14 protein-coding genes are annotated in these 14,441 nt (G+C 67.4%); 6 read left to right on the top strand and 8 right to left on the bottom strand.

Annotated elements, in window-relative coordinates; genetic code table 11:
• The first annotated feature begins 340 nt into the window (after positions 1–340).
• The 3 genes from JX613_RS13300 to JX613_RS13290 are packed head-to-tail and all read left to right on the top strand — an operon-like array spanning position 341 to position 2,190.
• Positions 341–946, top strand: coding sequence for an ABC transporter ATP-binding protein (locus JX613_RS13300; RefSeq protein ID WP_207101943.1), 606 nt, complete (start codon positions 341–343; stop codon positions 944–946).
• Entirely contained in the window at positions 943–1,896 is a 954-nt protein-coding gene (locus tag JX613_RS13295) for a 2-hydroxyacid dehydrogenase (RefSeq protein ID WP_207101942.1), read from the top strand. Before JX613_RS13300 ends, JX613_RS13295 begins: the two co-directional genes overlap by 4 nt.
• Positions 1,897–1,908: 12 nt before the next feature.
• Complete coding sequence (locus tag JX613_RS13290; protein ID WP_207101941.1) at positions 1,909–2,190, top strand: HpcH/HpaI aldolase family protein; 282 nt, start codon at positions 1,909–1,911, stop codon at positions 2,188–2,190.
• Positions 2,191–2,466: 276 nt separating this feature from the next.
• On the opposite strand, the gene JX613_RS13285 is transcribed toward JX613_RS13290, so the two are convergent.
• Positions 2,467–3,852 carry an MFS transporter gene (locus JX613_RS13285; protein WP_207101940.1) on the bottom strand — a complete coding sequence of 462 codons (1,386 nt, stop codon included), beginning with the start codon at positions 3,850–3,852 and terminating at the stop codon, positions 2,467–2,469.
• A 138-nt stretch (positions 3,853–3,990) separates the two neighbouring features.
• Complete coding sequence (locus JX613_RS13280) at positions 3,991–5,676, bottom strand: FAD-dependent oxidoreductase (protein WP_207101939.1); 1,686 nt, start codon at positions 5,674–5,676, stop codon at positions 3,991–3,993.
• 112 nt (positions 5,677–5,788) lie between these two features.
• Between JX613_RS13280 and JX613_RS13275 the strand changes: the two genes are divergently transcribed.
• On the top strand, positions 5,789–6,697 hold the full coding sequence (locus tag JX613_RS13275; protein ID WP_207101938.1) for an NAD-dependent epimerase/dehydratase family protein: 909 nt from the start codon (positions 5,789–5,791) through the stop codon (positions 6,695–6,697).
• 67 nt (positions 6,698–6,764) lie between these two features.
• Here the strand turns inward: JX613_RS13275 and JX613_RS13270 are convergent, their stop codons facing one another.
• From JX613_RS13270 to JX613_RS13245, 6 genes are all read right to left on the bottom strand, one after another.
• Positions 6,765–7,487: an ABC transporter ATP-binding protein gene (locus tag JX613_RS13270; protein ID WP_207101937.1), complete on the bottom strand. Its 723-nt coding sequence runs from the start codon at positions 7,485–7,487 to the stop codon at positions 6,765–6,767.
• A gap of 3 nt (positions 7,488–7,490) precedes the next feature.
• Entirely contained in the window at positions 7,491–8,243 is a 753-nt protein-coding gene (locus tag JX613_RS13265) for an ABC transporter ATP-binding protein (RefSeq protein WP_336512304.1), read from the bottom strand.
• Positions 8,240–9,214 carry a branched-chain amino acid ABC transporter permease gene (locus JX613_RS13260; protein WP_207101936.1) on the bottom strand — a complete coding sequence of 325 codons (975 nt, stop codon included), beginning with the start codon at positions 9,212–9,214 and terminating at the stop codon, positions 8,240–8,242. Before JX613_RS13260 ends, JX613_RS13265 begins: the two co-directional genes overlap by 4 nt.
• Positions 9,211–10,086, bottom strand: coding sequence for a branched-chain amino acid ABC transporter permease (locus JX613_RS13255; RefSeq protein WP_207101935.1), 876 nt, complete (start codon positions 10,084–10,086; stop codon positions 9,211–9,213). Before JX613_RS13255 ends, JX613_RS13260 begins: the two co-directional genes overlap by 4 nt.
• A 99-nt stretch (positions 10,087–10,185) precedes the next feature.
• Complete coding sequence (locus JX613_RS13250) at positions 10,186–11,313, bottom strand: ABC transporter substrate-binding protein (RefSeq protein WP_237168559.1); 1,128 nt, start codon at positions 11,311–11,313, stop codon at positions 10,186–10,188.
• 145 nt (positions 11,314–11,458) lie between these two features.
• Complete coding sequence (locus tag JX613_RS13245) at positions 11,459–12,271, bottom strand: shikimate dehydrogenase family protein (protein ID WP_237168558.1); 813 nt, start codon at positions 12,269–12,271, stop codon at positions 11,459–11,461.
• Between the two features lie 218 nt (positions 12,272–12,489).
• On the opposite strand from JX613_RS13245, the gene JX613_RS13240 reads away from it, so the two are divergent.
• Positions 12,490–13,587, top strand: a complete 1,098-nt coding sequence (locus JX613_RS13240; protein WP_207101934.1) for a Gfo/Idh/MocA family protein — start codon at positions 12,490–12,492, stop codon at positions 13,585–13,587.
• On the top strand, positions 13,584–14,417 hold the full coding sequence (locus JX613_RS13235) for an IclR family transcriptional regulator (protein WP_207101933.1): 834 nt from the start codon (positions 13,584–13,586) through the stop codon (positions 14,415–14,417). Before JX613_RS13240 ends, JX613_RS13235 begins: the two co-directional genes overlap by 4 nt.
• Positions 14,418–14,441 lie beyond the last annotated feature (24 nt).

The following is a 14,441-nucleotide window of genomic DNA, read 5'->3' as shown; positions in this document are numbered from 1 at the left end:
GATCTTAACACTTACGAACAGCCCCATTCCGGATGACACGGATGCGACAGGGGAAAAACCAAATGTTCGTGCGATGTTCCTTCGGCTGATCGCATTGCCAGCCTACCCTCTGGTCTAAGAAAGTGATCGGATGCCCCCGAAGTTGTAAGCGACGGCTCTGAGCCATTGCCTTCGAGCATTCTCTGCCTGTGAGGGGCCTGCGAGAAGGTCTGCCATGCGGATAGAGGGCTCGCATGGCTGATGCCGGATTTATCGGACGGTGCGATGTGGCGGAGCCTGGCCTAATCGACATGCCGCCGGGCACGATCACCAGCCGGCAGATCCTGTTGAACGGCGGGACATGCTGGTGATGCCCGCCGAACAGCGCCGCCGGATCAACGGCTGCACCATCGCGATGATCTTCCAGGATCCTCTGGCGCATCTGAACCCGGTCTATACCGTCGGCTGGCAGATCGCCGAGATGGTCCGGCTGTTGGGGGCACCCGCAACAAGGCGCAGGCCCGCGCTTGGCCTGCTGCGCCGCGTCCGCATCCCTGAACCCGAGGCTGCGATGCGGAAATATCCGCACCAGTTCTCGGGCGGGCAGCGGCAGCGGATCGCCATCGCGCGCGCCTTGGCGATGGAGCCGAGGCTGATCGTCTGCGACGAGGCGGTCTCGGCGCTGGACGGGTCGATCCAGGCACAGGTGATCGAACTGCTGGACGGGTTGCGGCGCGAATTCGGCCTGTCCTATCTGTTCATCGCCCATGACCTGCCGGTGGTGCGCGACTTCGCGGATCGGGTGGTCATCATGAAGTGGGGCGAGATGGTCGAGAAAGGCCCCGTGCGCCAGATCTTCGACGCAGCCCGACACCCCTATACGCGGGCGCTGTTGTCGGCCAGTCTGGATCCCGACCCGGCCGTGCAGGCCACCCGCCGCGCCGCCCGCCAGTTGGAGACCGCATGAAGCCCGCAGAAAAGCCCCATGTCCTTGTCGCCTATCCCCTGCGCCCCCGTTTCATGGAGGCGATGGAGGCGCGCTATAGCCTGCACCGGCTGGATCAGGCCACGGACCGGGACGCGGTGCTGGCCCAGGCCGGGCCGGTCTGCACGGCCATGGTCGTGAACGGGCATGTCGCGGTGGATGCGGCCATGCTGGACCGGCTGCCCGCGCTGCGGCTGGCGGCCTGTTCCTCGGCAGGCTTCGACCTGATGGACCTGGACGCCATGACGCGGCGGGGGATCACGCTGACCAATACCTCGATAGCCCTGGTCGATGACGTGGCCGACACGGCGGTCCTGCTGATGCTGGCCGCGCGGCGGCGGCTGGTCCAGGGCGATGCCTATGTCCGGTCGGGGGACTGGGGACGGCAGGGGATGTTCCCGCTGACGGCATCCACTGCGGGCAAGCGCGCGGGGATCGTCGGGCTTGGCAATATCGGCCTTGCGATCGCCCGGCGCTGCGAGGCCATGGGGCTGGCGATCGGCTATTCGGGCCGCAATCCGAAGCCGGGCGTCGGCTACGGCTATTTCGCCGACCCGGTGGCCTTGGCGGCATGGGCCGACATCCTGCTGGTCGCAACACCGGGAGGGGCAGGGACCACGGGGCTGATCTCGGCCGCGGTGCTGGAGGCCCTCGGCCCAACCGGCACGCTGGTCAACGTCTCGCGCGGCTCGGTGGTGGACGAGGCCGCGTTGATCGCCGCCCTGCGCAAGGGCCGCATCGCCGGCGCGGGTCTGGATGTCTTCCTGAACGAGCCCCATCCCGATCCGGCGCTGACGGCGCTGCCCAATGTCACGCTCTATCCCCACCACGCCAGCGGGACCGAGGAAACCCGCGACCGCATGGCGCAACTGACGCTGGACAACCTTGAGGCCTTCTTTGCAGGCCAGCCGCTGCTCACGCCGGTCAACTGAAGGGGGGAACCCATGAAGTCGAACCGTATCCGCGAAATCTGGGCGCGTAGCGGCTGCGCGCTCAATGCCTTTCTCTCGATCCCCAGTCCCTTCGCGGCCGAGATCATGGCGGCGCAGGCCTATGACGGGCTGATCGCCCATCTCCAGCATGGCGTCACCGACTGCATGACGGCTGTCGGATGTTTCAGGCCATGCATGGCCATCCGGTCGCGCCCATGGCCCGATGCACGAACTGCTGACCAGAAACGGCGGTCGGGTTGTTTCTGTGGCGGGGTCCACAAGTCGAGCTTGTGAAAAGGGACGTCTCTGAGGTGCGGTGAGCGGGCGGGCAAGACACCGGCTTGCAACTTGCAGGCAGGATGAGGAAGCGGCGCCGTGCTGGAACGCCATGTCACGGTTCGGAGACACCCCCCCGGGCTGATCCATGACACCCGTCACGATCTCGCGCCGGGCGAGCGGGGGCAGGGATGTTTGCCGGATAGCGGGCGGAGGGAGAGGCTGCGCCCTTGCTGGTGATGGCTGCGGCTATGCCACAGCCATCCGAGGACACCGAAGTCAGCTTGGCAGCGGTTACGCCCTGGCCAGCGTCTTGGCCCGGAAGTCGTCGTATTCGGGCCCGGGCACCGGCACGGCATCGGGATTGCCCAGATCCTCGATGCGGATCCGGTATGTTTCGCGCGCCGACCAGGCCGCAAGCGCCGCGATGCAGGTGATCGCGAAGGCGATCGAGCCCACCACCAGCCAGACATCGGCCGATCCCGGAGGGGCGACGGTCGCGAACAGCGCGGGCAGCAGCGCGGTGATCGTGGTGCCGGTGTTCTGCGCGATGGCCATGGACGACACCCGGGTCCGGGTCGGGAACAGTTCGGGGAAGAAGCTGGGGAAGGTGGCGTTGTAGCCCTGATAGACCAGGCCCCACATCAGCAGCGACATCGTGATCGCCAGCGGCACCGAATGGATCGAGATGGCGTAGAGATAGCCGAAGGCCAGCAGGCCGGACCCCAGGGCGCCCACGATGATGGGCGGGCGGCGGCCGATCCGGTCCGACAGGTTGCCCACCATCGGAATGATCAGGCAGGCCAGGATGTTGCCCATCACCGGGATCCACAGGTAAACGTCCTTGTGGAAGCCGATGCCATAGGCGGCCTGCACCGCATAGGCCGCGCCGAAGACCGTGGCCACCACCGGGATGGTGTTCATCAGCGCCATGCACATGACGCGGATCATGTCGGGCAGGTTGTTCTGGAAGGCCTCGACCACGGGGGACTTGGGCTTGCTGTGCTGGATTTCCTCTTGCCGGAAGGCGGGAGTTTCCTCGACCTCGCGGCGGATGATCCAGCCCGCGATGATGACGACGAAGCTCAGCAGGAAGGGGATGCGCCAGCCCCAGCTGTTGAAGGCCTCCTCGGGCATGAAATGGGCCAGTGGCAGGAACACGGCGGCGGCCAGGATCTGGCCCGCCTGCACGCCTTGCAGGGTGAAGCTGGCGAAAAAGCCGCGCCGGCCCATGGGGGCGTGTTCGATCACCATGGAACTGGCGCCCGAAATCTCGCCCGCCACCGCAAAGCCCTGGATCAGGCGCAGGATGACCAGCAGGATGGGGGCCAGGATACCGACCTGGGAATAGGTCGGCAGCAGCCCCACCAGCAGGGTCGAGATGCCGATCAGGAACATGCACAGGATCAGCACGTTCTTGCGCCCGTGGGTGTCGCCCCAATGGCCCAGCACGAAGGCGCCGATGGGGCGCGCCACATAGCCCACGCCATAGGTCGCAAGCGAGGCGATGATGGCCACACGGGGGTTTTCCGACGGAAAGAAGATCTGCGGAAAGACCAGGGCGGCCGCGGTCGCATAGATGAAGAAGTCGTAATATTCCAGCGCCGAGCCGATCCAGGCGCTGGCCGCGGCCTTGCTGGACTGGCTCTTGCCGGCCAGGACATTGGGGGTGGGGGGCATGGGTTTCCTCCGGGTAAGGCCGCGCAAGCTCCTCCGCGCGGTTCGTGACGTTGGTTCGCAAATCAGCGGCGTGATGGCAAAGACCGGTTTTGCGGTTTAATGAACATCATGTTCATCGACGCCGGGGCGGCGCAGACCTTATGCGGCCTGGGCAAGCCCCTTGGCGATGCGCCAGCCGAACACCATGGCGGGGCCGATGGTGGTGCCCGGCCCGGGATAGGTGCCGCGAAAGATCGAGGCCGCGTCGTTGCCGCAGGCATAAAGCCCCGCGATGGGCTGGCCCGCGCCGTCCAGCACCTGCCCGTTGCCGTCGCAGCGCAATCCGCCGCTGCCCGCCAGATCGACAGGCACCACGCGCAGGGCGTAGAAGGGCGCTTGCCGGATCGGGCCAAGGCAGGGATTGCCGGGCCGGTCCGGGTCGCCGTTGAAGCGGTTCATCACCGAACTGCCCCGGCCGAAGGCCGCATCCGTGCCGCGTTCGGCAAAGCCGTTGGCTTCCTCCACGGTTGCGGCAAATCCGGCCGGGTCGATGCCGATGCGCCGCGCCAGGTCGTCCAGGCTGGGGGCGCTGTGCAGATAGCCCTGGCGCAGCAGGCGCCGCAGTCCGCGCCCGCCCGGCAGCACCAGCCCCAGGCCATAGCGGCGGACAAAGGCGTCATCGACCACCAGCCAGGCTTCCGACAGGCCCGCGCGGATCATGCCCATGCAGAAATCGTGGTAGCTGTCGCTTTCGTTGACAAAGCGCCGCCCGTCGGGGCCCACCGCGATCAGCCCCGGCTTGGCCCGGTCCAGGATGATATGCGGCCAGACCGCCGTGGAACCGTCAGGGCGCTTCAGCACCGAACAGGGCATCCACAGCCCGGCGCTGTCGCAGCCGTCGTCCAGCGCCGCGCCGGTCCGCGCCACGGCCAGGCTGATGCCGTCGCCGGTATTGCCCTCGGGCGCTTGCGAGAAGGGGGCGATCTGGGCAGGAAACAGCCTGGCGCGCAAGTTCTTGTTCCAGCCGATGCCGCCGGTCGCCAGCACCACCCCCTTGCGCGCGCGCACCCGGCGCGGGCCTTGCGGCGTCTGGATCACCGCGCCCGCCACCCCGCCGTCCGTGCGGATCAGGTCGGACAGGGGGCTGTCGAACCAGATCGGCACCCCGCGCTGGCGCAGGCTGAAGAACAGCCGCGCGACCAGCGCATTGCCCATCAACAGCCGCGTGCCGCGCCGATGGCGCAGGCGGTCGCGGGCGTAACGCAGCACAAGCTTCAGCGTGGTTTGCAGGTTGGTCCGGCTGGACAGGGGGTTCAGCAGCGCGCCGATCTCGGCCCGGCCGACCATCATGCCGCCAAGGCCCATGAACACGTCGCGCGGCGGGCGCACGCGGTCGAAATCCGCGCCCAGCCTGCGGCCGTCGAATTCCACCGGACCCAAGGCCCGGCCGCCAAAGGCCGCGCCCGGCCCGTCCAGGTAATCGGGATGCGCCACGGCGGCGGCAAACCGAATCTCGGAATGGCGTTCCAGTTCCGCAATGGCCTCGGCCCCCGAGTCCAGGAAGGCCCTGCGTTGTTCGTCGCCGCCCCGGTTGCCGACCACATGGCGCAGGAAGGTGGCCGCATCCTCGGCGCTGTCGGGAACGCCCGCCTTGAGGCTCAGGTCCGTTCCCGGCACCCATGTGGTGCCGCCCGAGGTCGAGGTGGTGCCGCCGACCATTGCGGTCTTTTCGCAAAGCAGCACCGAAAGCCCATGGATCGCGCCGGTCAGCGCGGCTGTCATGCCGCCCGCGCCTGCGCCGATCACCAGAAGATCGACCTCCTCGTCGAAAGTCCTGTCCGTCATGTCCCCTCCTCGCCTTTCGGGCAGAACGTGCCACAAAACAGCTTATCATGGAAGATGCTTTTATTGTTGAACGCTATTCTATATATTGAATGCGATTGGAGGAGGGAAACACATGACCGGCACAGGAAAAAGCCATGGCCCGGCAAGGGTCTTGCTGGTCGGCGGCACCGGCTTCATCGGGATGCGCGTTGCGGCGGCGCTTGCGGCGCAGGGGGTGACGCCCCGGCTGTTCGACCTGGCCCCGGCGATTGCCCGCACCGCCCTGCCCCCCGGTCACGAGGCGGTCGCGGGCGACGTGACCTGCGCCGATTCGCTGGCCGAGGCGGGCCGGGGCTGCGACGGCATCGTGCACCTGGCCGGGCTGATGACCGTCGATTGCGCCCGCGATCCGGCGCAGGCGGTCCGGGTGAACGTCCTGGGATCGGTGCTGGTTTTCGACCTGGCCGCCCGGCTGGGGGTGCCGGTCGCCTATCTCAGCAGCGCGGGGGTCTTTGGTCCCGACAGCGCCGACGTGCCGCAGCCGATGACCCTGTACGGTGTCACCAAGCTGGCGGTCGAGGGCGTGGCGCGCGTCTGGGCGGCCGATCACGGCGTGCCCAGCCTGGGGCTGCGGCCTTATATCGTCTATGGCCCGGGGATCAGCAGCGGCATCGCGGCGGGACCGTCGATTGCCCTGGCGGCCTCGGTCCGGCGCGAACCGGCGGTGATCGGGTTCTCGGGCCGGGTGGGCTTTGTCCATGTCGATGACGTGGCGCGGATGCTGGCTGCGGCGATGACGCGCCCCATGTCGGGCGCGACGGTCCTGACCATGGCGGGCGATACGCGGGACATGGCCGATTTCACCGCCGAACTGGCCCGGCAAAGCGGCTGGACCGGCATCACCGTCAAAGGCCCGCCGTTGCGCATCCCCGCCGACCTCGCCTCGGACCCCGTGCCGGATTGGCTGGGACCGCAGCCCGTGACAGGGATCGCGGCGGGCATCCGCGCGACCCTGGCGGAATTGCGCGGCCAAGAGGCCTGACCACCCCGCCACCCGGACAATGCAAGGCCGCGCCTTGGCGCGGCCTTTCCGTCACTTCCCTGGGGGATCAGGCCGCGTCCTCGATATGCCCGCCCAGGAACAACTGCCCGACGCGGGGATCGGCCAGCAGGGCATCGGCCCGGTCGAACATCCGCGTCTGGCCCAGTTCCAGCACCAGGCCATGATCGGACATGGCCAGCGCCGCCTTGGCGTTCTGTTCCACCATCAGGATGGTCACGCCCTGGTCGCGCAGCCGGATCAGGGTCTGGAACACCTCTTGTACCAGGTTGGGCGACAGCCCGATCGAGGGTTCGTCGATCAGGATCAGCTTGGGATCCAGCAGCAGGGCGCGGGCGATCTCCAGCTGCTTCTGCTGGCCGCCCGACAGCTCGATCGCCTTCTGGTCCTTGCGCTGGCGCAGCATCGGGAACTGGTCCATGACCTGTTCCATCCGCTGGCGCAGCCTGGTCTGATCCTTCGCGGTGATGCCGCCCAGTTCCAGGTTGTGCAGCACCGACAGTTGCGGCACCACGTTGCGGCCCTGGGGCACATAGGTGACGCCGCGGGCGATCATCTCGGCCGGGCGCTTGCGGGTGACATCCTCGCCTTCCAGCAGGATCTGGCCGGACTGGATGTTCAGCAACCCGAAGATCGCCTTGAAGACGGTGGACTTGCCCGCCCCGTTCGGCCCGATCACCGTGGTGATCGAGGCCTTGGGGATGCTGAACGAGGTGCCGTTCAGGATGGTAATGCGCCCATAGCCGCCGGTGATGTTTCGCAGTTCCAGCATCTGTCAGCCCCCCAGATAGGCGTCGATGACCATGGGGTTCGACCGGATTTCGTCGGGCGAACCTTGGGCGATGATCTCGCCCTGTGCCAGCACGATGATGCGGGTGCACAGCGACATGACGAATTCCATGTTGTGTTCGATCACCACGAAGGTGGTGCCGTGTTCGCGGTTATAGGTCAGCAGCCGGTCCTTGAGATGGGCCAGCATCGTCAGGTTCACCCCGCCCGCAGGTTCGTCCAGCAGCACGATTTCCGGCCCGGCCATGAAGGCCATGGCGGCATCGACCAGCTTCTGCTGGCCATAGGACAGCGATCCCGCCTCGGTGTCGCGGTAAGGCGACAGGCGGAAGAACTCGATCAACTGTTCGGCCTTGGCGGTCAGGCCCGCGTCCGGCCTGCCGAACAGGCGCGACACCATGCTGCCTTCGTGTTCCTGTCCCGCCAGGATCACGTTGTCGAGGACGGTCATGCGGGGAAAGACCGACAGTTGCTGGAAAGTGCGGCCCACGCCCATCAGCGACAGGTCGGCCGGGCGCACGCCGTCGGTGGACCGGCCGTGGATGCGGCAATGCCCCTCGGTCGGCCTCAATTGGCCCAGGATGCAGTTGAACAGGGTGGACTTGCCCGATCCGTTGGGACCGATCAGGCCCAGGATCTCGCCTCTTTGCACATCGAAGCTGACGCCGTTCACGGCCTTGATGCCGCCAAACTGCTTGCTGATGTTCGTGACGGACAGGATGGGTGCGTGCGCGTTCACAGCTGGAACCCCTTCTTCATGTCGCGGCGTTCTTCCTGCTTGGGCCGGAAGCCCAGCCAGATCTTCTGGCCCAGGCCGATCAGGCCGTTGGGCGAAAACACCATCAGCACGATCACCAGAAGCGCATAGATGATGAGGTAATAGCCCTCGGTGAAGCGCAGCAGTTCCGGCAGCAGGATCACCAGGGCCGCGCCCAGCATCGGCCCGAAGAAGAAGCCCGCGCCGCCGACGACCACCATCAGCAGCAGCTTCAGCGAATGGATCAGCGCAAAGCTGCCCGGCTCGATGAACTGCACCAGCGGCGGCATCAGGGCACCCGCAAGCCCGCCAAAGGCCGATCCGATGGCAAAGGCCAGAAGCGTCTGGCGGCGGATCTTCAGGCCCAGGGATTCCGCCCGGATCGGGTTTTCCCGCAACGCCTTGAAGGCGCGGCCCCAGGGCGAGCGCAGGATCCACCACATCACGAAGGCTGCAAACAGGAAACAGGCCAGCGCGAAGTAATAGAAGTTCAGGTTGCTGTCGGTGGAAATGCCCAGGACCGAAGGGCGCGGCATCCCGACCAGGCCGAAGGAACCGCCGGTCACCTCCTCCTCGTTCCGCAGGACCAGGAACAGCAGGATGTTGAAGGCCAGCGTGACGAAGGCCAGGAAATGGTGCTGCACGCGCAGCGCCGGATAGCCCAGCAGAAGCCCCACCACGAAGCTGGCCGCGACCGACACCAGCGCGGCGGCGATCCAGGGCAGGCCCGCCAGCGTCATCAGCGCGGTGACATAGGCGCCGATGCCCATGAAGGCGGCTTGCGCCAGGCTGACCTGCCCGGCATAGCCCAAGGTCAGGTTCAGCCCCATGGCCGCGATGGAAAACAGCAGCCACGAGGTCAGCGTATAGACGATATAGTTGCCCTGCCCCAGGGGCGCGGCGACCAGCGCGGCGATGCCCAGGGCGACAAGGATGATCCGGGTGGGGGTCATACGGCGCGTCCTTCCTTGGTGCCCAGCAGCCCTTGCGGGCGCAGCAGGATGATGGCGATCAGCAAAAGCAGCGGCATGGCCTGCCGGTATTCGGCCGAGACATAGACCGCCGACAGGTTGTCGATGACCCCGACCAGCAGCCCGCCGACCAGGGCGCCGCGGATCTGGTTGAAGCCGCCCACGATGGCCGCGATGAAGGCCACCAGGCCCAGCGTTTCCCCGTTCGAGAATTTCGCCAGGTAGATGGGCGAGATCAGCACCGATGCGATGGTGGCCAGCGCGGCGTTGATCAGGAAGGTGTAAAGCACCATCCGCTTCACATCGACGCCCAGGATCTCGGCCACGCCGGGGTTCTGGGCGCTGGCCTGCATGCAGCGGCCGGTGCGGGTGCGGTTCAGGAACAGTTGCAGCCCGCCGATGGCCAGCATCGACACGATCAGGTTGCCGATGTCCTGCGCCGACACGCTGGCGCCCGCGACGTTATAGACCGTCTGCGGAAAGACCGCCGGGAACGGCTGGGCGGTGGCGCCATAGAATTCCTTGACGCTTTCCTTCATCAGAAGGCCAAGCGCGATGGTGGCGATGACCAGGGGCAGCGTGCCGTGGGGCAGCATCGGCTCGACGATCAGCTTCTTGAAGGCCGCGCCCAGCACCAGCAGCGACAGCACCAGCGCGAACAGCACCGCGGGCCACATCGGCAGGCCCAGGGCCATGCCGATCAGCACGAAGAAGCCCGGCAGCATGACGAATTCGCCCTGGGCGAAGTTGATGGTCTGGGACGCCTGCCACAGCAGGGTGAAGCCCACCGCAGCAAGGGCATAGATGGAACCGGCGGCAAGGCCGGAAATCAGGATCTGGATTAGCTCGGCCATGGGACTCTCGCATGGGGGGATCCGGGGCAGGCCGGTGCGTCGGCCTGCCTTGGCAGCGCGGCCGCGCCGGGACCGGCGCGGCAGGGTCCGGTTCGCGGATCAGTTCGCGGGCAGGATCGCCTTGACGACCTGCTTGCCGTCCTGGACCTCGACAAAGAAGCTTTCGCGCGACATCTCTCCGCTGTCGTCCCAGCTTGTGTCCATCAGCACGCCCGGGCAGTCGGCGGCCTTCAGCGTCAGCCCGTGCATCCGGTCGGCGATGGCCTGGCTGTCGGCCTTGCCCGCCAGTTCGGCCACGCACTTGATCGCATGGGCGGCGACATAGCCCTTGATCGCGTTGTGGTCGGGGGTATAGCCGAACTGCCCCTTGAAGCGGTCGACCATGGCGGTCATGGCCGGGATGTTGGCATCGGGCGTCAGGCCGACATGGCCCAGGGCGCCGTTGGCGGCCTCGCCCGCCAGTTCGATCACCTTGTGGCCGGTCAGCGTGGTGTCGCCCACCAGCGGCATCTGGACGCCCTGCTTGCGGACCTCGCGCAGGAAGCGGGCGCTTTCCTCCTCGGTCAGATAGACAAAGACCGCATCGGCCTGGATGCCCTTCAGCTTGACCACATCGGCCGAGAAATCGGTCTGGGCCTGTTCGGTCGGGATGTCGGCCACGATCTCGAAGCCAAGGCGCTCGGCCTCGTCCAGGAAGGCGGTGTGGCCGCCCTTGCCGAATTCGGTGTTGGCCCAGACCACGGCGACGGTCTTCACGCCCATCTCCTCGGCCATGTATTTCGTCAGCTTCGGGATGCCCTTCTGCGACCCGAAGGCGGTGCGGAAGATATAGGGGTTGTTCATCGACGTGATCGACGGCGCCTCGGATCCGGTGAACTGCGGGATCCCGGCCTGCCGGGCCACCAGCATGTTCACCACCGTCGAGGACGAGAAGACCGTGCCCGTGATCGCCACCACGCCGTCGTCGATGGCCTTCTGGACCATGGCGCGGCTGACCTGCGGATCGGTCTGGCTGTCGTATTCGGTGATGGCCACGGGTTCGCCCAGGACGCCGCCCGCGGCGTTGATTTCCTCGAACCCCATCTTCACGCCGTCGCGGAAGTTGGTGCCCGCGGCGGCGCCGGGACCGGACAGTTCCACGATCGAGCCGATCTTCAGTTCGGCCATCGCAGGCAGGGCCGTCAGCGCCAGCGTGGCGGCAGCGGTTCCGATCAGGTGTTTCAGCATGTTTCCTCCCATGATGCCAGGTTGTCGTTGCATGGCGGCGGCACCTGGCAGGCGCGCCACGGCCGGGACCACCTGGGCCTGTCCCGGTTGTCTGATGCGGGGGCCTCTCCCAAAGCCCGCCGCTTGTTTCCGGTGCCCGGGGCGGTCAGGGGGCGATCTTGCGCACCCCCATCAGCAGTTCGGCCAGCAGCACGGCCTGGGCGTCGAACATCCCCGAACCGGGCATGGTGCCGCAGCCTTTCGCGCGCGCGGCGGCGATCAGCGGCGGGATGGCCGGGCGGGTGACCACGTCGGCCACGAACTGCCCCGGTTCCAGCAGGTCGGTCTGCACGGGCAGGGGGTCACCCTCTCGCATTCCCAGGGGCGTGGCGTTGGCCACCAGCGCAAATCCGCGCGGATCGGTGCCGCCCACGCGGGCCTTGCCCGGAAAGCGGTCGTTCAGCCGGGCGATCAGCGCGTCGCGCCGCGCCGTGTCGATGTCGTGCAGCGCCAGTTCGGACGCGCCGCGCGCCAGGATTTCATAGGCGATGGCCGAACCGGCCCCGCCGGTCCCGACCAGCAGCGCGGGCTTGGCCGCCACATCGAATCCTTCGGCCGCGATGCCGTCCATATAGCCCTGTCCGTCGGTCGCGTCGCCGATCCAGTCCCCGCCCTCGCGGATCATGATGTTCACCGCCCCCGAGGCGCGGGCGCGGTCCGTGACCCGCGCGCAGGCGTCAAGGCAGGCGCCCTTGTGCGGCACCGTCACCACGATGCCGGGGCAGTTCTGCATGGCGCGCGCCTGCGCCAGCCAGCCGGGCAGATCCCCGGGCAGCACATGGATCGGCACCACCATGCCGTTGAAGCCGCGATCCGCCATGATCCCGCTGAGCGAGGCGGGCGATTTCACCTGCCCGATGGGGTGGCCGATGATCGGAAACACCAGGGTTTCGCCGTCGATCCGCAACATCTGTGTCATTCCCGATCCCTTCTCCCCCTTCCGGCGCCGGTTGGCGGCGCCGTCCGAAACAACCATGCGCCCGTCCGTCAGGAAATGGACGATCGGGGCGGAACATTGGACGATTCCCGGCGCAGGCCCCGTGCCATTTTCAAAGCATGAAATGGAACATCATTCAAGTTTAAAATTGACTTCATGTTTTTTGTCTGCTTTGGTTCGAACAACACAGGAGCCGAAGGATGCAGCACAGGATCGGGATCGCCGTCATCGGCGCGGGCGTCATCGGGCGCACCCATATCGACACGCTGACGCGCATGGGGGACATGCGGCTGGCCGCCCTGGTCGATCCGGCGGAAGGCGGCCGGGCGCTGGCGGAATTGCTGGGGGTGCCCTGCCTGCCGGATGTGGCCGCGCTGATCGATTCGGGACTGGCGCAGGCCGCGATCGTCGCCACGCCGAACGAAACCCATCTGCCGGTGTCCCGGGCGCTGCTGGAAGCGGGCATTCCGGTGCTGCTGGAAAAGCCCGTCGCCGAAAGCGTCGAATCGGCCCTGGGGTTGATCCGCACGGCCGACCAGGCGTCGGTGCCGCTGCTGGTGGGCCACCACCGCCGCCACAACCCGATCATCCGCGCCGCGCATGACGCGATCCGGGAGGGCATCCTGGGCGATCTGGTCATGGCGACCGTCACGGCATCCCTGGCCAAGCCTGCCGCCTATTTCGACACGCCCTGGCGCCGGACCCGGGGCGCGGGGGGTCCACTGCTGATCAACCTGGTGCATGAAATCGACCTGCTGCGCCATTTCTTCGGAGAGATCGCCAGCGTGCAGGCCATCGCCAGCCACGCCCGGCGCGGCTTCCCGGTCGAGGATACCGCCGCCGTCTGCCTGCGCCTTGCCGGGGGCGGGTTGGCGACGCTGTGCATCTCGGACGCGGCGGTGGGGCCCTGGGCGTGGGATCTGTCGGCGGGGGAAAACCCGGCGCGCTTTCCGGCCCATCCGGTCAGCGCGCATCATTATGCGGGCAGCAGGGCAGGCCTGTCGCTGCCCGACCTGACCCTGTGGCAGGCGCAGGGCAGCCCCGACTGGACGCGGGAATTGCAGCCGCAGCGGCTGGCCCATGCGCCCGCCGATCCCTACGAACAGCAGCTTGCCCATTTCGCCGCGCTGATCCGCGACGGCGGCGCGCCCCGGGTGTCGGTCCGCGACGCGACCGCGAACATGATCGTGCTGGATGCCATCGACCAGGCCGCGCGCAGCGGCCAAACGGTCGCAGTTGACCTTTCCATCCTGAACCCCGAATCTGAAACAGGATTCAATAATGGAAAAGTCGCATGAGCAGCGTTCTGGAAAAATCCCTGGCCATTGTCGAGCTTCTGGTGGACCACCCCATGGGCCTGCCGGTCACGACCATCGCGCAGGTGACCGAACAACCCGCCAGCGGCGTGCACCGCACGTTGCAGGAACTGGCGCGGCTTGGCTATGTCCGGCAGGTGCAGTCGGGCGGGGATTACGCCCTGACCATCAAGCTTCCCGCGATGGGCCTTGGCTTCATGGGCCGGGCGGGCATCACCGATGTGGCCCAGCCGGTCCTGGACCAGCTGGCCGCCGACAGCGGAGAGCTGATCCGCCTGTCGGTCATCGACGGCGACCGGCTGATCTGGGTGGCGGTGGCGCAGGGGGCGACGCGGGGCCTGCGCTATGATCCGGGCCAGGAACAGGGGGTGGTCGTCCACCTGGCCAGTTCGTCGGGCGGCAAGGCCTGGCTGTCCACCATGACCGACGACGAGGCGCTGGCCCGCGTGGGCGCCCAGGGCCTGACCCGCCAGGCCGAGGGGGCGGGACCGAACGCGCCCACCAGCATCACCCTGCTGCTTCAGCAACTGGCCGAGGCGCGGGCGCGGGGCTATGCCACCGCCGTGGACAGCTATATCGCCGGGATGGCGGCCATGGCGGTGCCCGTGCGCTATCACGGCGACGGGCCGGTCCTGGGCTGTCTGTCCATCGCCGGGCCTGCGGTGCGCATGACGGCGGCGCGGATGGCGGAACTGGCGCCCCGGCTGCAGGCCGCCGCCAGCGAACTGGGGGCCGCGGCCGCCGGAAGCACGTATTTTCAAGCAAATGTCAGGGCCTTGGGCAGCGATCTGCCCGAACGCCGGATCGCATAGCCCGTCCGGGCTGCCCTGACGGGC

The sequence above is a fragment of the Paracoccus shandongensis genome, assembly GCF_017315735.1.
Taxonomy (GTDB): Bacteria; Pseudomonadota; Alphaproteobacteria; order Rhodobacterales; family Rhodobacteraceae; genus Paracoccus; species Paracoccus shandongensis.
This window is presented reverse-complemented; position numbering and strand designations above follow the sequence as displayed.